Origin of the sequence: Cnuibacter sp. UC19_7 (assembly GCF_042699995.1) — a bacterium.
Taxonomy (GTDB): Bacteria; Actinomycetota; Actinomycetes; order Actinomycetales; family Microbacteriaceae; genus Cnuibacter.
Genome location: NZ_CP170560.1, coordinates 2636342 through 2653895 on the forward strand (window position 1 = coordinate 2636342; position 17554 = coordinate 2653895).

Annotated in this window: 15 protein-coding genes; 8 read left to right on the top strand and 7 right to left on the bottom strand. The window is 71.6% G+C overall.

Annotation, left to right across the window (positions count from 1 at the left end):
- Nucleotides 1–35: 35 nt before the first annotated feature.
- The gene (locus tag ACFJGV_RS12595) at nt 36–938 is read left to right on the top strand and encodes a fructose bisphosphate aldolase (RefSeq protein WP_378144296.1); all 903 of its coding nucleotides are present in this window, start codon (nt 36–38) and stop codon (nt 936–938) included.
- Here ACFJGV_RS12595 and ACFJGV_RS12600 read toward each other — a convergent pair.
- Nucleotides 917–1924 carry a LysR family transcriptional regulator gene (locus tag ACFJGV_RS12600; protein WP_378144297.1) on the bottom strand — a complete coding sequence of 336 codons (1008 nt, stop codon included), beginning with the start codon at nt 1922–1924 and terminating at the stop codon, nt 917–919. The genes ACFJGV_RS12595 and ACFJGV_RS12600 overlap by 22 nt on opposite strands.
- Nucleotides 1925–2017: 93 nt before the next feature.
- Between ACFJGV_RS12600 and ACFJGV_RS12605 the strand changes: the two genes are divergently transcribed.
- On the top strand, nt 2018–5572 hold the full coding sequence (locus tag ACFJGV_RS12605) for a bifunctional proline dehydrogenase/L-glutamate gamma-semialdehyde dehydrogenase (protein ID WP_378144298.1): 3555 nt from the start codon (nt 2018–2020) through the stop codon (nt 5570–5572).
- A 314-nt stretch (nt 5573–5886) separates the two neighbouring features.
- Here ACFJGV_RS12605 and ACFJGV_RS12610 read toward each other — a convergent pair whose 3' ends face one another.
- Nucleotides 5887–6459, bottom strand: coding sequence for a TetR family transcriptional regulator (locus tag ACFJGV_RS12610; RefSeq protein WP_378144299.1), 573 nt, complete (start codon nt 6457–6459; stop codon nt 5887–5889).
- A 57-nt stretch (nt 6460–6516) separates the two neighbouring features.
- Between ACFJGV_RS12610 and ACFJGV_RS12615 the strand changes: the two genes are divergently transcribed.
- Complete coding sequence (locus tag ACFJGV_RS12615; protein WP_378144300.1) at nt 6517–7725, top strand: FAD-dependent oxidoreductase; 1209 nt, start codon at nt 6517–6519, stop codon at nt 7723–7725.
- Between the two features lie 27 nt (nt 7726–7752).
- Here the strand turns inward: ACFJGV_RS12615 and ACFJGV_RS12620 are convergent, their stop codons facing one another.
- Both ACFJGV_RS12620 and ACFJGV_RS12625 read right to left on the bottom strand, forming a co-directional pair.
- A complete protein-coding gene (locus tag ACFJGV_RS12620; protein WP_378144301.1) occupies nt 7753–8091 on the bottom strand; it encodes a hypothetical protein in 339 nt (112 codons plus the stop codon).
- Entirely contained in the window at nt 7995–10082 is a 2088-nt protein-coding gene (locus ACFJGV_RS12625) for a right-handed parallel beta-helix repeat-containing protein (protein ID WP_378144302.1), read from the bottom strand. Before ACFJGV_RS12625 ends, ACFJGV_RS12620 begins: the two co-directional genes overlap by 97 nt.
- 133 nt (nt 10083–10215) lie before the next feature.
- Here ACFJGV_RS12625 and ACFJGV_RS12630 point away from each other — a divergent pair, with 133 nt between their 5' ends.
- The 5 genes from ACFJGV_RS12630 (at nt 10216) to ACFJGV_RS12650 (ending at nt 16268) form a co-directional block, all read left to right on the top strand.
- Entirely contained in the window at nt 10216–11271 is a 1056-nt protein-coding gene (locus ACFJGV_RS12630; RefSeq protein ID WP_378144303.1) for a LacI family DNA-binding transcriptional regulator, read from the top strand.
- Nucleotides 11272–11335: 64 nt separating this feature from the next.
- Nucleotides 11336–12688, top strand: coding sequence for an ABC transporter substrate-binding protein (locus ACFJGV_RS12635; protein ID WP_378144305.1), 1353 nt, complete (start codon nt 11336–11338; stop codon nt 12686–12688).
- 14 nt (nt 12689–12702) lie between these two features.
- On the top strand, nt 12703–13659 hold the full coding sequence (locus ACFJGV_RS12640) for a carbohydrate ABC transporter permease (protein ID WP_378144306.1): 957 nt from the start codon (nt 12703–12705) through the stop codon (nt 13657–13659).
- The gene (locus ACFJGV_RS12645) at nt 13656–14573 is read left to right on the top strand and encodes a carbohydrate ABC transporter permease (protein WP_378144307.1); all 918 of its coding nucleotides are present in this window, start codon (nt 13656–13658) and stop codon (nt 14571–14573) included. The genes ACFJGV_RS12640 and ACFJGV_RS12645 overlap by 4 nt, the downstream gene beginning before the upstream one ends.
- A 57-nt stretch (nt 14574–14630) precedes the next feature.
- Nucleotides 14631–16268 (top strand): FAD-dependent oxidoreductase, encoded by a 1638-nt coding sequence (locus ACFJGV_RS12650; RefSeq protein ID WP_378144309.1) that lies wholly within the window; start codon nt 14631–14633, stop codon nt 16266–16268.
- Between the two features lie 53 nt (nt 16269–16321).
- On the opposite strand, the gene ACFJGV_RS12655 is transcribed toward ACFJGV_RS12650, so the two are convergent.
- Genes ACFJGV_RS12655 through ACFJGV_RS12665 form a run of 3 tightly spaced genes read right to left on the bottom strand, consistent with a single transcriptional unit; the run spans nt 16322 to nt 17540 of the window.
- The gene (locus tag ACFJGV_RS12655; RefSeq protein ID WP_378144311.1) at nt 16322–16891 is read right to left on the bottom strand and encodes a hypothetical protein; all 570 of its coding nucleotides are present in this window, start codon (nt 16889–16891) and stop codon (nt 16322–16324) included.
- A 59-nt stretch (nt 16892–16950) separates the two neighbouring features.
- Nucleotides 16951–17277 carry a DinB family protein gene (locus tag ACFJGV_RS12660; protein WP_378144312.1) on the bottom strand — a complete coding sequence of 109 codons (327 nt, stop codon included), beginning with the start codon at nt 17275–17277 and terminating at the stop codon, nt 16951–16953.
- Nucleotides 17259–17540, bottom strand: a complete 282-nt coding sequence (locus ACFJGV_RS12665) for a hypothetical protein (protein WP_378144314.1) — start codon at nt 17538–17540, stop codon at nt 17259–17261. Before ACFJGV_RS12665 ends, ACFJGV_RS12660 begins: the two co-directional genes overlap by 19 nt.
- Nucleotides 17541–17554 lie beyond the last annotated feature (14 nt).

Sequence of the window (17554 nt, forward strand, 5' to 3'; positions counted from 1 at the left end):
CCACCGGCAGGTCGCCCGGACGAGAGGCGTGAGGCATGACCGACGACACCACCACCCACGACACCATGCTCACCCGGTTCGAGACGGGCCGGGGCTTCATCGCCGCGCTCGACCAGAGCGGCGGCAGCACGCCGAAGGCGCTGCAGCTCTACGGCATCGAGCCCTCCGAGTACTCGGGCGACGAGCGGATGTTCGACCTCATCCACGCCGAGCGCGTGCGCATCATGACCGACCCGGCGTTCACCTCCGAGCGGATCCTCGCCGCGATCCTCTTCGAGGACACCCTCGGCCGCCGGATCGAGGGCAAGGGCGTCGCCGACTGGCTGTGGGCCACGAAGGGCATCGTGCCCCTCCTCAAGATCGACAAGGGGCTCCGCGACGAGGCCGACGGCGTTCAGCTGATGCGCGACATCCCCGACCTCGACGACCTGCTCGGTCGGGCGAAGGAGGCGGGAGCGCTGGGCACGAAGGAGCGTTCGGTCATCCACTCCGCCGACGAGAGCGGGATCGCGCGGATCGTCGACCAGCAGTTCGATGTGGCGGACGCGGTGCTCGACGTGGGGCTGCTGCCCATCCTCGAGCCCGAGGTCGACATCCACGCCCCCGACAAGGCGGCGGCCGAGGCGCTCCTGAAGGCGAACATCCTCGAGCACCTCGCGGGGCTCGGCGAGCGCAAGGTCGCGGTGAAGATCAGCATCCCCTCGGTCGACGACTTCTACGCCGACCTCATCGCGCATCCGAACGTCGCCCGGGTCGTCGCCCTCTCGGGCGGCTACAGCCGTGAGGAGGCGGATGCGCGGCTCGCGCGCAACCACGGCCTCATCGCGAGCTTCAGCCGCGCCCTGCTCGACGGGCTCTCCGCGCAGCAGAGCGACGAGGAGTTCCACGCCACCCTCGACGCGTCGATCGCCGCCATCTACGAGGCGTCGCTGACCTGACGCGACGCATCCCTGGCGTCGGGCCCGACCGCATCCGCGGGGCTGGTCCGGACCGCACCCGCAGCGTCCGACACCACCACGGTCGACGCGCGCCACGCCGCCGCCGAGGCCTCGAGCGCGCCGCGCAGCGCGGCGATCGCGGGCGAGCCCGACGCCGACGCGCGGTGCGCTGTGAAGATCGTGCGCCGCGGCGCCCCGGGCGGGGTGAGGATGCGGCAGGTCGTGGGCCTGCCCGACCACACGAGCTCGGGCATGAACCCCACGGCGTTGCCCGTCTCGATCAGGCGGATCTGCGTCTGCAGGTCGGCGGTCTCGTAGCGCACGTCGGGCTCGAAGCCGGCGACGCGGCAGAGCTGCTCGGCGAAGTGCCGGCTCGCGGTGCCGGGCGGCTCCATCACCCACGGCATGGTGCGGGCGTCGTCGAGCGAGGCGAGCGGATGCGGTGAGTCCGCCTCCGCGGGCAGCGCCAGCTGCACCGCATCGGACGTGAGGTCGTGCCGCTCGAGCCCGCTCAGCCAGGGCGCCGAGTGCGCCGGGTACTCCTCGCCGAGCACGACATCGAACTCGCGGGCCCACGTGTCGCTGAGCGCCTGCCCGGGCTCCTGCTGCGCCATCTCGATGCGGAGCCCCGGATGCGCCTCGGTCATCGCCCGGAGCGCGGCGGGCATGAGCGTCAGCGCCGCCGACTGGAAGACGGCCACGCGGATGGTGCCGGTCACCTCGCCGAGAGACGCCTGCATCGCGACGTCGGCGCGCTCGAGGGTGTCGAGCAGCTCGGCGGTCGCGGCCACGAGCACCTCCGCCTGCGGGGTGAGCTGCACGCGACGCCCCACCTTGCGGAGGAGCTCGACGCCGGTCTCCCGCTCGAGCGCGCTGAGCTGCTGCGACACGGCCGAGGGGCTGAAGCTCAGCGCCTCGGCGGCGGCCGCGATCGTGCCGCGGATCGCGAGCTCGCGGAGCAGCACGAGCTTCCGGACGTCGAGCATGAGCGCCCCCTCGGGATTGATCACCGCAGCTTATCGGTATCCGTCACCAAGCGTCGCTTTTCCTGAGGGGTCGGATCACCGAACATGAACCTCATGACGGATCTCTCCTCGCGCCCTGCCGACGCCGATCTCGCCCCCGACGCCGCTGCGACCGCGACCGCGGCCGCCGCCTCCGACGCGACTGCACCCGGCGCCGCCGCCGCATCCGCATCCGGCCTCGCGCTCGCCGATGAGGTCGAGGCGCTTGTGCGCCGCTGGCTCGCCGAGGCCGCCGAGCACACCGCCGATGCCTCGGCCGCCCGCCTGGCCGGCGTGCTCGCCGACCCCAAGGGCCTCGACTTCACCGTCGGCTTCGTCGACGGCGTGGTCCGCCCGGAGGACCTCCGCGTCGCCGCTCGCGCCCTGCAGCGCATCGCCCCCGACGTGCCCGCCTTCCTCCCGCTGCCCCTCCGCGCGGCCGTCCGCCTGGGCGGAGCCATCGCGCCCGCCTTTCCCGGCATCGTCGTGCCGATCGCGCGCCGCGTGCTGCGCCGCATGGTCGGTCACCTCGTCATCGATGCCACGGATGCGAAGCTCGGCCCGGCGATCGCCCGCATCCGCAAGCCGGGCACCCGGCTCAACATGAACCTCCTCGGTGAGGCCGTGCTCGGCGACAGCGAGGCCGGTCGCCGTCTCGGCGGCACCGTCCGCCTGCTCGCCCGCGACGACGTCGACTACGTGTCGATCAAGGTGTCGTCGACGGTCGCGCCGCACGCGCCGTGGGCGTTCGACGAGGCGGTCTCCGACGTCGTCGAGAAGCTGCTGCCGCTCTTCCGTGAGGCGATGCGCCCGGTCTCGCTGGGCCGCCCGGCGAAGTTCATCAACCTCGACATGGAGGAGTACAAGGACCTCGATCTCACGATCGCGGTCTTCACCACCCTGCTCGACCGCCCCGAGTTCACGCAGCTCGAGGCCGGCATCGTGCTGCAGGCCTACCTGCCGGATGCGCTGGGCGCCATGATCCGCCTGCAAGCTTGGGCGGCCGCCCGCCGTGCCCGGGGAGGCGCGGGCGTGAAGGTGCGCCTGGTGAAGGGCGCGAACCTGCCGATGGAGCGGGTCGAGTCGTCGGTTCACGGCTGGCCGCTCGCCACCTGGGGCACGAAGCAGGAGACCGACACCAACTACAAGCGGGTGCTCGAGTACGCGCTGCACCCGTCGCGCATCGGCAACGTGCGGCTCGGCGTCGCCGGCCACAACCTGTTCGATCTCGCCTACGCCTGGATCCTCGCCGGTCAGCGCGGCGTGCGCGACGGTCTCGAGATCGAGATGCTGCTCGGCATGGCGCAGGGCCAGGCGGAGGCCGTGAAGCGCGAGGTCGGATCGCTGCTGCTCTACACGCCCGTGGTCTCGCCGACCGAGTTCGACGTCGCGATCGCGTACCTCATCCGACGCCTCGAAGAGGGCGCGTCGCAGGAGAACTTCATGTCGGCGGTGTTCGAGCTCAACGATCGGGCCGACCTGTTCGCCCGGGAGCGCGGGCGCTTCCTCGCCTCACTCGCCGACCTCGACGACAGCGTCCCCCCGGCCCACCGTGTGGCCGACAGGTTCGCGGCGGTGCCGCATCCGGAGCCCGGGCGCTTCGAGAACACGCCCGACACCGACCCGTCCGTGGGCGCGAACCGCGAGTGGGCGGCCGGCATCCTCGCCCGCGTGCCCGCGAGCGACCTCGGCCGCGCTACGATCGCGGCGGCGCGCGTGAGCACCGAGCCCGAGCTGGAGTCGCTCGTCGCGGCGTCGCGCGATGCCGGCCGCGCCTGGGCCGCGCTGGGCGCCGAAGAGCGGGGCCGCATCCTGCACCGTGCGGGCGACGAGCTCGAGCGCCGTCGCGCCGAGCTGCTCGAGGTGATGGCGTCGGAGGCGGGGAAGTCCCTCGACCAGGCCGACCCCGAGGTGTCGGAGGCGGTCGACTTCGCCCACTACTACGCCGAGCTCGGCCTCGAGCTCGAGGCGGTCGACGGTGCGTCGTTCGTGCCGGCGGGCCTCACGCTGGTGACGCCGCCGTGGAACTTCCCCGTCGCCATCCCCGCCGGATCGGCGCTCGCCGCGCTTGCCGCCGGATCGGCCGTGCTCTTCAAGCCCGCCGGGCTCGCCGCACGTTGCGGCGCGATGGTCGCCGAGGCGCTGTGGGCCGCCGGTGTGCCTCGCGAGGTGCTGCGGCTGGTCGATGTCGACGAGGATGCGCTGGGCCGCCAGCTGGTGTCGCACCCGTCGGTCGACCGTGTCATCCTCACGGGAGCGTTCGAGACGGCGTCGCTGTTCCGCTCGTTCCGGCCCGACCTGCCGCTCCTCGCGGAGACCAGCGGCAAGAACGCGATCATCGTCACGCCCTCAGCGGACCTCGACCTCGCGGTGAAGGACGTTGTCGCCTCCGCCTTCGGCCACGCCGGCCAGAAGTGCTCGGCCGCGTCGCTCGTGGTGCTCGTGGGGTCGGTCGCGACCTCGCCGCGGTTCCGATCGCAGCTGCTCGACGCGGTGGGCTCGCTCACCGTGGGGATGCCGTCGGAGGCGGGCACCCGGATGGGTCCGCTGATCGAGGTGCCCGGCACGAAGCTGCGCGAGGGGCTGACCGCACTCGGCCAGGGCGAGAAGTGGCTGATCCAGCCTCGACGGCTCGACGACTCCGACACGCTGTGGAGCCCCGGCGTGCGCGACGGCGTCGCCCGCGGATCCGCCTTCCACCGCACCGAGTACTTCGGCCCGATCCTCGGGATCATGACCGCGGCCACGCTCGAGGAGGCCATCGACATCGTCAACGAGGTCGACTACGGCCTCACCTCGGGCCTGCACTCCCTCGACCGTGGCGAGATCACCACCTGGCTCGACCGCATCGAGGCGGGAAACCTCTACGTCAACCGCGGCATCACGGGTGCGATCGTCCGCCGACAGCCGTTCGGCGGGTGGAAGCGCTCCGCCGTGGGTGCGGGCGGCAAGGCGGGTGGGCCGAACTACCTCGTCGGGCTCGGGTCATGGGTGCCTTCCGCTGCCTCCGTTGCTGGGGTGACCTCTGCCGCGGTCTCGGCTCGCGTCTCGCGTCTGGTGGACGGCGCTGCGTCGGAGCTCGACGAGGTGGCGCACGAGTCGGTGCGCCGAGCCGTGCAGAGCGACGCGACCGCCTGGCGCGACCGGTTCGGATCGGGCTCCGACGTCTCGGGCCTCGAGGCGGAGCACAACGTCTTCCGCTACCGCGCGGCGCCCTCCGTGGTCGTGCGGGCGGGGGAGACCGCCGCTCCCGCCGACCTCGTGCGTGTGGTAGCGGCCGCCCTGCTCAGCGGGGCGACGCCGACGGTGAGCGTCGCGACGCCCGCGCTCGCATCCGTCCTCTCCGGCCAGTCCGATCTCGTCGTCCGGGTGGAGCCGGCCGAGCAGTGGCTCGCGACGCTCCGCACCGCGGCACCCGCGCGCATCCGCCTCCTCGGGTCGGATGCGGATGCCGCCGACATCGTCGCGGTCACCTCGGGCCGCCCCGACGTCGCCGTCTGGGCGGGCCCGGTCACGGAGTCGGGCCGCCTCGAGCTGCTCCCCTTCCTCCGCGAGCAGGCCATCTCCATCACCGCCCACCGCTTCGGCACCCCCGACCGCGCCCTAGCCACCCTCGCCGCGGCCCTCTGACCGGGGCCGCGGCGCGGGGCGGGCGGGGGAAGGGGCTTTGTCCAGTTTTCCGTCGCGAATCGCGGCTTTTCCAACGGAAACCTGGACAAACGCGGGGCGGATCCGGGCGGGCTCGGCCGTCGCGGTGCGGATCTGACACTCGTGGTGCCCGCATGTGACCCGAGGGCACCACGAGTGCCACATCCGCTCGGCCCGGGCCGGCGCCCTCCGTGGGTGGCGGCTTTGTCCATATTTCCGTCGCGAATCGCGGGTTATTCGACGGAAAACTGGACAAAGCCCGGGGCGAGCTGGATGAGCGCGAAGAAGGGTGACCCTCACACGCCGTCGATGACGGACTGGAGGGACGGGCCGAGGCGGCGGGCGGCTGCCTCCGGGTCGAGATCGAGGAGGGGATCGAGGGCGATCACGTAGCGGCCGAACGCGTAGCCGAGGATCTGCGACGTGATGAGGCTCGCCCGCAGGGCGGAGTCCGCGAGCCCGCCCGGGAGGAACGGCAGCACCTGCGCGGCGAACACCGCCCGCACCCGGGCCGCCGCGTCGGCATCCTGCGCCGAGGCCCGCAGCAGGATGCGGAGCGCCAGCCCGGGCGTCTCGCCGTCCCAGAGCGACACCGCGTGCCGAGCGAGGGCGTGGCCGAGGTCGCGCTCCGGCACCGCGTCCATCCGAGGCAGGTCGAGCTCGATGGTCGTGGCCGCGAGGAACAGTCCGTCCTTGCTCCCGAAGTAGCGGATGATCATCGCCGGGTCGATGGCGGCGTCCTTCGCGATGGCTCGCACGGTCGTCCGTTCGAAACCCTCGGACTCGAACCGGGAGGCGGCCGCGCGGAGGATGGACTCGCGCGACTTGCGGCCCTTCGGGGTGGGGGTCGAAGTATCGTCGGAGGCCATCCGCTCAATTTAGCAACATTCGTTGACTTTTGATCGATGAAGTGAAATTGTCAACGAATGATGACTTCTGCTCCGAACACGTCCGCCGACGTCCTCATCGTCGGCGCAGGCCCCGTCGGCCTCGCCGCAGCCGTGACCCTGCGACGGCGAGGCGTGAACGTGCGCATCGTCGACGCCGCCCCGCACGGCTCGTCCACGTCCCGCGCCGCCGTCATCCACGCCCGAACGCTCGAGGTGCTCGACACCATCGGCATGGCCGCGCCCCTCGTCGACGAGGGGGTGATCGTGCCCGACTTCACGGTGCGCGACGGGGCACGGACGCTCGTCCGCCTCGACTTCCGCGGGCTTCGCACCCCGTACCCGTTCACCCTCATGCTGTCGCAGGCGCGCACCGAGGAGCTGCTGCACGCCGCGCTCGGGGAGCTCGGCACCGAGGTGGAGAGGGAGGTCGAGTTCGACACGTTCGCCCGCCGAGCCGAAGCCGCAGCGGCACCCGCATCCGCACCCGCCGCCGTAGCGGACGGCGAGGTCGCCGTCCTCCGCCATGCAGACGGTACGCGCGAGCAGGTCGCCGCCCTCTTCGTCATCGGCGCCGACGGCAGCCGCAGCCGCGTCCGCCAGGGCCGGGGGATCCCGTTCGACGGGTCGGACTACGCCGCCTCCTTCGTGCTCGCCGATGTCAGGCTGAGCTGGTCGCTCCCCGCCGACGAGGTCCAGCTCTTCCTCGCGAAGCAGGGCCTCGTGGTCGTCGCCCCGCTCCCCGGCGGGCGGCACCGCATCGTCGCCACCATGGACGACGCCCCCGCCCAGCCGAGCCTGGCCGACGTGCAGCACATCCTCGACGAGCGGGGCCCGGGCGGCGTGATCGTCGACTCACTGGTCTGGAGCTCCCGCTTCCGTGTCGCGCACCGCCTGGCCGCCACCTACCGCGACGGCGCCGTCTTCCTCGCGGGCGACGCCGCCCACGTGCACAGCCCGGCCGGCGGCCAGGGGATGAACCTCGGTGTCCAGGACGCCGTCCTGCTCGGCGACCTCCTCGCCGACGTCCTCGCGGGCGAGCGCGGGGAGGACGCGCTCGCCGACTACGAGCGCCTGCGCCGCCCGTCGGCCCGGAGCGTGATCGCCCTCACCGACCGCATGACCCGGATGGCCACCCTCCGCGGTCCGGTCCTGCGCGGCCTGCGCGACGGCGCGATCCGGATGGTGCTGCACTCACCTCGACGACAGACCGCGCTGGCTCGCCGCATCGCCCAGCTCGATGTCTGACGCGGGAGAGGCCAGACGGTCAGCGGATCACGTCCACGACCGTGTCGAGAGCACCAGCAGGTAGCCGTCCGGGTCGGCGAAGGTCACACCGTGCTCGTCCCAGTACGGATTTCGCGCCGCGACCCTCGAGCCGCCGGCGCGCTCGATCCGCGCGATCAGCTCCTCGTCCAGCCACTGCAGTCCGGATCTGACACTCGTGGCGGGTTCCCGCGCCCGCAGGTCGCCACGAGTGTCAGATCCGCGCCGGAAGGCGGCCCGCGAAGGGCGCCCTACCCCCGCACGACGACCTCGTCGACGACCGCCGCGGAGGAGGCGGTGCGCACCCCGACCTTGCCCGCAGTGAGCTCCGTGACGGAGTTCGTCCACGTGAGGAGCGGCGCACCGTTCAACCACCCCGTCACCGTGCTCCCGCGCACGTCGGCGCGCAGCGACACGAGGCGGCCCGTCGGCACCGTGGCGGGCGCGGTCGCCACCAGCGTGAGCGTGCCCGCCACCCGCTTGTAGAGCTCGAGCGCCGACGTCGCGAGGTTCACCCGCAGCAGCAGGAAGTGGGCGCTGTCCGTGTACCGCAGCAGCACTCCGGCGTTCCCGTTCGCCGTCCCCACGGCGAGACGCGCCGACACCGTGTAGTCGGTCCACGAGGTCGACCCTGCGGTGGCGATGGCCTCTCCCGACGTCGACGCCTGCCGCAGCGCCCCGGGCTGTCCGCCGACCGACCAGCTCCCGGTGACGGGGGCCCACCCGCCGAAGCCGCCGCTCTCGAACGTCTCGGCCGAGAGGGTCGAGGCGGGGGTGCCCTCCACCGCACCGCGGTCGGGACCCGAGCCCTGCGGCACGTGTCGGCCCGAGAAGTCGAGCCCGCCGTGGGAGGCGACGGCCGCCCCGGAGTCGCGGGAGGGAGACGCCGCCCCGAGCGTGTACGCGGCCGCCGCATCCGCTACGGAGGTGGCCGCGCCGGGAGCGGCCAGCAGCGGGTCGCTCGTCAGCTTGCCCGTATGCGGTGCCGCCGACGAGTTCGTGCCGAAGAAGGTGTTGTTCGCGTAGACCGCGCCACCGCCCACCGCGTACGTGCCCGAGGCGGCGTTGACGAACACGTTGTTCGTGTACGTCGCCACTCCGGCCGAGTTCGAGGTGGTGAGCAGGCCCGTCTGTCCGGCCGAGCGATAGAACGTGTTGTTGTAGACGGCGAGGGCGCCGCCGCCGAAGGGGATGCTGAACGCACCCCCGGATCGGTCGAGGTCGTTCTGCGAGATGTTGTACCGGAAGACGTTGTTCGACGTGTGGTCCATCATGAGGAGCGTGCCGCCCTCGTTGTCGTGGCTGTAGTTGTACTGGTAGACGCTGTTCGTCACCTCGACGTCGAAGTCCCACGGCTGGCCGTCGCCGTCGATCCGGCGTGTGCGCGACGCCTCGTTGTACTGGAACACCGCACCCGACGTGTAGTACGCCCACTGCGCCGCCACGACGCTGACCGCCGGGAGGTAGTTCACGACGGACGTGTCGACGGTCGTGTACTTCCCGATCCGGTCCGTCGTGTTGTACTCGACCAGCGGCCCCACGCCGGCGCGCACGAGGATCCCGTCGCGGTGGATGCGCGTCACGGTGTTGCCGCGGATCACGACGTTCGTGAACGCGTCGTGCGTGTGCACCCAGCTGGAGCCGGCGAGGAACGCGTCGGTCATGGTCTGGATGCCCGTGTCGGCCACGTTGTCGACCGTGTTTCCCTGGATGAGCACGCCATCCCAGGTGCTCTCGGGGTCGCTCGCCGCCGACTGCCGGGCGTGGAGGTTGATCCCGCCCGTGCGGCGGTCCTTGCCGAAGACGTCGTGGATGTCGTTGTTCAGGATCGAGATGCCGCTGAACGCGCCTCCGCCCGAGCCCGCACCGAGGATGAGGATGCCGTTACGGCGGATCGAGGTGGGCTGCTGGCCGCTCGTGATCTCGAGGTCGGAGATCGTCCACCACGACCCGTTGGTCACGCGGACGCCGAAGCCCTCGCCGCCGACCGAGGTGTTCCCGAAGTCGATGCGCGGCTTCGCGCCGGTGCCGTACCGGCCCACGAGGACGGGCTCGGCCGCGCTTCCGGAGCCCTTGAGGTCGAGGTACTGGTTCGTGAAGGCGCTCCCGGCCTTCAGCAGGATGCGATCGCCGGGGCCCGCGGTGAGGGCGTTCACCTTCGCGAGCGACTTCCAGGCCGAGCTCTCGCTCGTCCCGCTGTTGGTGTCGGATCCGCCTGCGGCGTCGACGTAGTAGGTCGTGCCGGCGGCCTGCGCCGCGGGGGCGGGGGTGGCGACGAGCACCCCCGCCGCGAGTGTCAGCGCCGTGATGGCGGCGAGCGCGAGTCGTCTGATCCTCATGGGTTCCTCCTTGAACCGAAACGGGGCCATCTCCGTTCGTAGTCGCTTATACGTATAACGACAAGCGCGATCTCGTAGTTGCGGGTTATACGTATCAGCGCCTATAGTCGCCTCAGTCGTCGAAGGAGACACCGTGACCCGACCCCGCATCGCCCGCCAGAGCGACATCGCCCGCCTCGCGGGTGTGTCGCAGGCCACGGTGTCGATGGTGCTCAACGGCCGCGCAGGGGCCAACCGCATCCCCGAGTCGACGCAGGAGCGCATCCGCGAGGCGATGGCCGAGCTCGGGTACGTGCCGAACATCGCCGCGCAGTCGCTGCGCGGCGGCCGCAGCGGACTCATCGGCGTCCACACCTTCGAGCGCGTGTTCCCCACGGCGCCCGACGACTACTACCGCGAGTTCCTCAACGGCATCGAGGAGCAGGCGGTCGCCTCCGGCCTCGACCTCGTGCTCTTCGCCTCCACGCAGAAGCCCGACGGCACACGCAGCATCTACGGCTCCGGGAGCAACCGGATGCGGCTGGCCGACGGTGCCGTCATCCTCGGCTTCGAGAAGAACGACGACGAGATCCGTCGCCTCGCCCAGGAGGGCTTCCCCTTCGTCTTCATCGGCCGGCGCGAGGTCCCTGGGCTCGACATCCCCTTCGTGACCGCCGACTACGCGGCGGCCATGCATCCCGTGGTCGAGCAGCTGACGGGCGCCCACCACCGGCGCATCACCTATCTCGCCGCACCTCTGCGGGGGCTCGCGCAGCAGGACCGCCTCGAGGGCTTCCATGCTGCCGTGGACGGGATCCCCGCCTCCGACCGCCCGTCGTTCGAGGTCGACGTGCGTGAGGTCGAGGCGGTCACGGCGTCGTGGCTCGCAGAGGTCGTCGAGGCGGGCACGACGGCGATCGTCGTCGAGACCTTCGACCTCGCCCGCGCCCTGGCCGCGGCTCTCGACGGGGCCGGACTCTCCGCGCCGGCCGACGTCTCGGTCGTCAGCCTCGACTCCGATCCCCGCGGCGACGTGTTCAGCCACGTGCGCGTGCCGCGCCGCGAGCTCGGCCGCCGCGCCGTCGAGCTGCTCCTCGCCGTGATCGACGGCGAGGCGACCGACCGTCTCACCACCCCTCTCCCGTGCGACCCACCGGAGACGGGCACGGTCGCGAATCCCGCGACCCTCCGCATCCCGACCACTCACTGACGCCGGTCCACACCGCGCGCCGACTTTCCGCAGGCCCCGAAGCTAATACGAATAAGGAGACAACATGGACGTTCCCTCCCCGGCCCGACGCCGCACCGCGCGGCGCACCGCGCGCCTCGCTGCCCGACTCACCGCGATGGCCGCCCTCGGCGCCGTCGCGGTGGCCCTCGGCGGATGCGCCACCAGCGACGACTCCGCCGCCGGCGGCGACAAGTCGCTGAGCGTGTGGCTGCCCGGCAACAATCAGACCGAGATCGACCTCGTGACCAACACCATCGTCCCGGCCTTCGAGAAGGAGACGGGGGCGACGGTCGACGTCACCTACGTCGACTGGGGCGACATCTCGACGAAGCTCAACGCGGCCTTCGCGGCCGGCACCGCGCCCGACATCTTCGGACACGGCCCCGCCGCCACGGCCGACTTCGTCGCCAACGACCGCATCCTCGACCTCACCGACCGCGTCGCGTCGCTCAGCCAGGAGGACCGCGACGACCTCGCGGCCGCGCTCCCCGGCGGCCAGATCGACGGCACCCAGTACCTCATGCCGCTGTCGCTCCAGGGCTACCTCGTCATGTACGACGCGGATGCCTTCCGCGCGGCCGGCCTCGACCCCGACAACCCGCCGACCACCTGGGAGGACCTCAAGGCCGACGCCGAGAAGCTCACCCAGCGCGACGCCTCCGGCACGATCACCCGATCCGGGTTCCTCACCCCGAGCCAGGCGATCGCCCGCCAGCAGTCGTTCGCGACCTTCCTCTTCGGTCAGGACGGCACGCTGGTGAACGACAAGGGCACCGAGGCGACCTTCGACTCGGATGAGGGCACCGCCGCGCTCGACTTCTTCACCGGCCTGTACGCCGGTGGCGACGCCGTCTCGGCGAACCTCGGCGAGGACTACCTCAACGCGCCCGCCGCGCAGCAGCCGCTCGTGCAGGGCACCGCGGCCATGACCGTGCAGGCCCCGTCGATGATGCAGCAGATCATCGACGCGTCGCCGGGCCGCGACCTGCGGGTCATGCCGGCGCTGTCGTTCAAGGGCGGCGAGCCGGCCGCGTTCGGCGGTGCCGGACCGGGCCTCATGATCAACGCCGACGCACCCGACGCCGACCTCGCGTGGAGCTTCATCCAGTTCATGCTCTCGCCCGACATCAGCACCGAGTACACGCAGGGCACCGGCACCATCCCGGTGCGGGCCTCCGCCGCCGACAGCGACTACGCCAAGAACAGCGCGATCATCACGATGTTCCTCCAGGAGTCGTCGCACCTCCACGCCAACCCGAACGTCGTGGGCTGGGTGCAGGTGCGCGACGCGCTCGACAAGCAGCTCGAACGCGGACTCAACGCCGTCGCCGACTCCTCCTCGGTGCTGAAGGAGGCCGCCGACGAGGCGGACAAGATCCTCGGCGCGAACGGCTGAGAGAGAGCTCACGCATGGCCACGACAGTGATCGCCCCGGTGGACGCCGCTCGCGCGTCCACCGGGCGGACGCCCCCTGAGCCCGGGGGTGTCCGCCGGCGCCGGCGGTGGAGCCGCAGCGCCCTCATCGGGCTGCTCTTCGTGCTCCCCGCGGGGCTGTACATCGTCATCTTCCAGCTCATCCCGGTGCTGTACGGGCTCGTGCTGTCGTTCACGAAGTACAGCCCGCTGAGCCGCTCGGGCCCGGTGTTCACCGGCATCGAGAACTACGCCGACCTGCTGAGCGACGCCGACTTCGGCTCCGCGCTCCTCGTCACCGGACGCTACGTGCTGCAGGTGCTGCCGATCACCGTCATCCTGGCGCTCGGTCTCGCGCTCCTGGTCAACCGCCCCTTCAAGGGCGTCGGGCTCTTCCGGTCGGCGCTCTACGTGCCCCACATCGTCTCGCTCACCGCGGTGAGCATGGTGTGGCTCTGGATGTACTCGCAGACTGGCCTCTTCAACGAGGTGCTCGGATGGTTCGGCGCCCCCGCCCAGAACTGGCTCCTCGACTCGGACTCCGCCCTGAACGCGGTCTCCGCCATGCGCATCTGGAAGGCGCTCGGCAGCAACATGGTCCTGCTGCTCGCCGGTCTGCAGTCGATCCCACGCGACCTCTACGAGGCCGCCAGGGTGGACGGCGCCGGACGCTGGGCGACCTTCCGGTACGTCACCCTCCCGGGCCTGCGGCCCATGCTCGTCTACGTCGTCGCGATGGACATCATCTACCTCGCACAGGGCTTCGCCGAGATCTACGTGCTCACGCAGGGCGGCCCGCTCGGCAGCACGACGACCGTGAACTACCTCATCTACACCGAGGCGTTCCAGTACAACTCGATGGGATCGGCATCCGCCATGGCCTTCGTCCTCTTCGCCCTCATCATCGGCTTCTCACTCGTCACCGTCCGCGGCGTGATGGGACGGAACCGATGAGCGCCGCCGCCGAGACCCGCCGAGCGAGCGCCCTGCGGCGGATGCGACGGGGCCACGCCCCCGGGCAGGGTCGCGTCGGCTCGATCCTCGTGCTCGTGGTGGTCACCGTGCTCGTGCTGGTGCCCTTCGCCTGGGTCATCTCGCTCTCGCTGACGCCGGAGTCGGAGGCGTTCGGGTCGGTGTCGCTCCTGCCCGCGAACCCGACGCTCGACAACTACGCCACCGCGTTCACGGATGCCGACCTCGCCCGCGCACTGCTGAACTCGGGGATCGTCGGCGCCGTCACCGTCGTGACCAACTGCCTGCTGGCGGTGCTCGCCGGATACGCGTTCGCGATGCTCCCCTTCCCGGGGAACCGCGCCGTCTTCTACACGCTCATCTCGACCGCGGCCATCCCGATCTCGGTCACCCTCATCCCGCTTTTCCTCATGGCGCGGGGCATTCCGCTGATCGGGGGCAACGACATCCTCGGCCACGGCGGCAGCGGTCTGCTCGACACGCTCGCCGGCGTGATCCTGCCGTACATCGTCATGCCGATGAACATTTTCCTGGCCCGTCAGTTCTTCCTGTCGGCGCCCCTGGAGATGGGCGAGGCGGCCCGGATGGACGGGGCGGGGGAGCTGTGCATCTTCTTCAGCGTCTACCTCCCGCTCGCCAAGCCGCTGATCGCGGTGGTCGCGATCTTCTCGTTCACGGGGGTCTGGGACGACTTCCTGTGGCCGCTCGTGGTGACGAGCTCGCAGGAGATGCAGACCGTGCAACTCGCGCTCGCGCGCTTCCTCGGCAGCGGCAACGTGCAGTACGGACCGCTCATGGCCGGCACGGTGATCGCCACCCTTCCCGTGCTGGCGGTCTTCCTCTTCAACCAGCGCAGCTTCATCTCCGGGCTCTCCGACGGCGGCGTCAAGGGCTGACGCGTCGCGTCGCTCCCCACCGCATCCGTTCGTCTCGACCAGAAAGACCGATACCCCATGCCCACACGTCATCTCCGTGTCCCGTTCGCCGTCATCGGCGGTGGCCTCGGCGGCACCGCCGCCGCGATCACCGCCGCGCGGCTCGGCCTCCCCGTCGTGCTCACCGAGGTGACCGACTGGCTCGGTGGACAGCTCACGAGCCAGGGCGTGCCCCCGGACGAGCACGAGTGGATCGACCGCCAGACCATCTCGCCGAGCTACTCGGAGCTTCGCGACCGGATCCGCGACCACTATCGCCGCGACTACCCGCTGTCCGATCGCGCGCGGGCCACCGTCGCGCTCAACCCGGGCGCGGGCTTCGTCTCGCGGCTGTGCGCGGAGCCCCGTGTCGCCCATCTCGCGGTGCGCGAGATGACGTCGCCGCTCGAGGCGGCGGGGCTGCTCACGGTGCTCACCGAGCACGAGCCGATCGAGGTGCACCGCGAAGGCGAGCGGATCACGGCGGTGCTGCTCCGCGACCTCCGCACCGGTGACGAGGTGCTCGTCGAGGCCGAGATGGTGGCGGATGCGACGGAGCTCGGCGACCTGCTCGAGCTCGGCGATGTCGCGCACGTCGTCGGCGCCGAGGGCGTGGGCGACACCGGTGAGCTGCACGCGCCCGCCGAGGCGCGGCCCGATGACCAGCAGGCCGTGACCTGGTGCGCGGCGCTGGAGCTGCGACCGGGCGAGTCGCACGTCATCGACCGTCCCGCCGGGTACGACCGGTGGTGGACGACCGTCCCGTCGTTCTGGCCGGGGCCGCAGCTGTCGTGGGACGACGTCGACCCGATCACGCTCGAGCGTCGTTCGCGGCCCCTCTTCGCCGGGCGCCCTGTCGACGCGATCGACGGCGACGACCTGGACCTCTGGCACTACCGCCGCATCCTCGCCCGCCGCATGATGCAGGAGGAGTGGCCGGGGCACGACGTCACCCTCGCCAACTGGCCGCAGATCGACTACTGGGATCGGCCGCTCCTCGGCGTCACCCCGTCCGCTCGGAGCCTGGCCCTCGCCGAGGCGCGCGAGCTGACGCTGTCGTTCGTCCACTGGATCCAGACCGAGGCGCCGCGCACCGACGGGGGCGAGGGGTATCCGGAGCTCGCGCTCCGCGGCGACGTGCTCGGCACGACCGACGGGCTCGCCAAGGCCGTCTACGTGCGGGAGTCGCGGCGCATCAAGGCCCGCTTCACGGTCACCGAGGGGCACATCGGCCGCGAGATGCGGGGCGACGGTGCCGGATCCGCACTCTTCGACGACAGCGTCGGCATCGGCTTCTACCGGATCGACCTGCACCCGTCGACGGCCGGGCGCACGTACATCGACATCGACTGCTTCCCGTTCCAGATCCCGCTCGGCGCGCTGCTCCCGGTCGACACGGAGAACCTGCTGGCGGCGAACAAGAACATCGGCAGCACCCACATCACCAACGGCGCCTACCGCCTCCACCCGGTCGAGTGGTCGATCGGCGAGGCCGTCGGCGCGCTGGCCGCGTTCTGCGACACCGAGCGCGTGCGCCCGGCGCAGGTGCACGAGGACCCGGCGCGCCGCGCGGAGTACCAGAGCCTGCTCGCGGGCCGGCTCGGGATCGCGCTCGCCTGGAGCGACGAGATCCGCACCGGCGGCTCCCGCAGCGAGGCCGTCGTCACCGCGCGGTGAGGCGCCGCGCCGCGGCGGCCGCGGTGCGGCGTGCGACCGGAGCCTTCGCGGCGTCAGTCGACGCGGGTGATCGAGAGGGCGTAGATGGTGGGGTCGCCGTCGTGCTGGAGCGTCGTGACGAGGCCCGCCTGGGGGATGACGGCGTCGAACGCGATCGTGGCGTTGCTGCACGCGGTGCCCTCGCCAGCGGACGCGCCGTCGATCGTCGTGACCGTGGCGGTGATGGTGCCCTCGCCGCGGCAGGCGAGCTGCAACTGGTAGCTCCCCGGCTCGAGGGTGGTGTTGGTCGACACCAGCTGCTGGGCGGAGTGCTCGCTCATCCACCCGGAGGAGGTCCCCTGGTGCCCGGGCGACCCGCTCGCCGGCACCGCGCCGTCCGCCCAGTCGGCGATGTCGTCGGCCGGGATCGGCAGCCGCGCCTCCTCCGCGGCGGCCAGCTGCTCGGCCACCGCGGTGGGGTCCGGTGTCGGAGTCGTCTCGGCATCCGACGGTGGCGTCGCCGCGGCGGTCTGGACGTCGGTGTCGTCGGTCGAACCGACGCAGGAGCTGAGCGTCCCGGCGGCGAGGATCATGGCGGCGATCGGGCCGGCCGTGCGGAACGCGGTCTTCGTGGTGGCGTTCATCCCGGCACGGTAGGTCGCGAACGTCCGAACCACATCCAAGCGGCCACTCCGCGCCGGTGCTATAGGGAGAGGCGGGCGTAGAGATCACGCAGCAGCGCGATCTCGGCCCCGTGGTGGAGGATCTCCTGGTTCTGCCACCACACCATCGGGAGGAACGTCTCGTCGGCGTCGCCGCCGTAGGGGTAGCTGCTCAGTCCGGTGCGGTCGTAGTCCGACTCGTCGACGGCGAGCATCGCCCGACGCCACTCCTCGGCTGCGGTACGCAGCGCTTCGACTGCCCCGGTGGCGTCGCCCTGGGGTTCCCACTCGGTCCGGGTGAAGGTGTGGGCACCACCGAGATGATCGGCCCGGCCCCGCAGCGTCTCCGTCACGTGATCCAGCTCCACGCGATCGTCGTGATCGGCGGTGGCCACGGCGCCTCGGGCGCCCCGTCCCGACCCCATTCGCCCGCCCCGATCAGCTTGACGGCGCCCGCACCCGGGCCGTCGACGCGGCGTCGCACCGACCAGCAGTCAGGGACCGGTTCCCAGAGGTACTCCTCATCCGACATCGCCGGAACGGGGGTGCCGCGACCGTCGCCGGAGTCGCTGACTGGCCCGGCCAGACGTGTCACCAGGCGCTCGATCGCCCAGTCGTACTGCTCCAGCAACGGAGCGAAGCGAG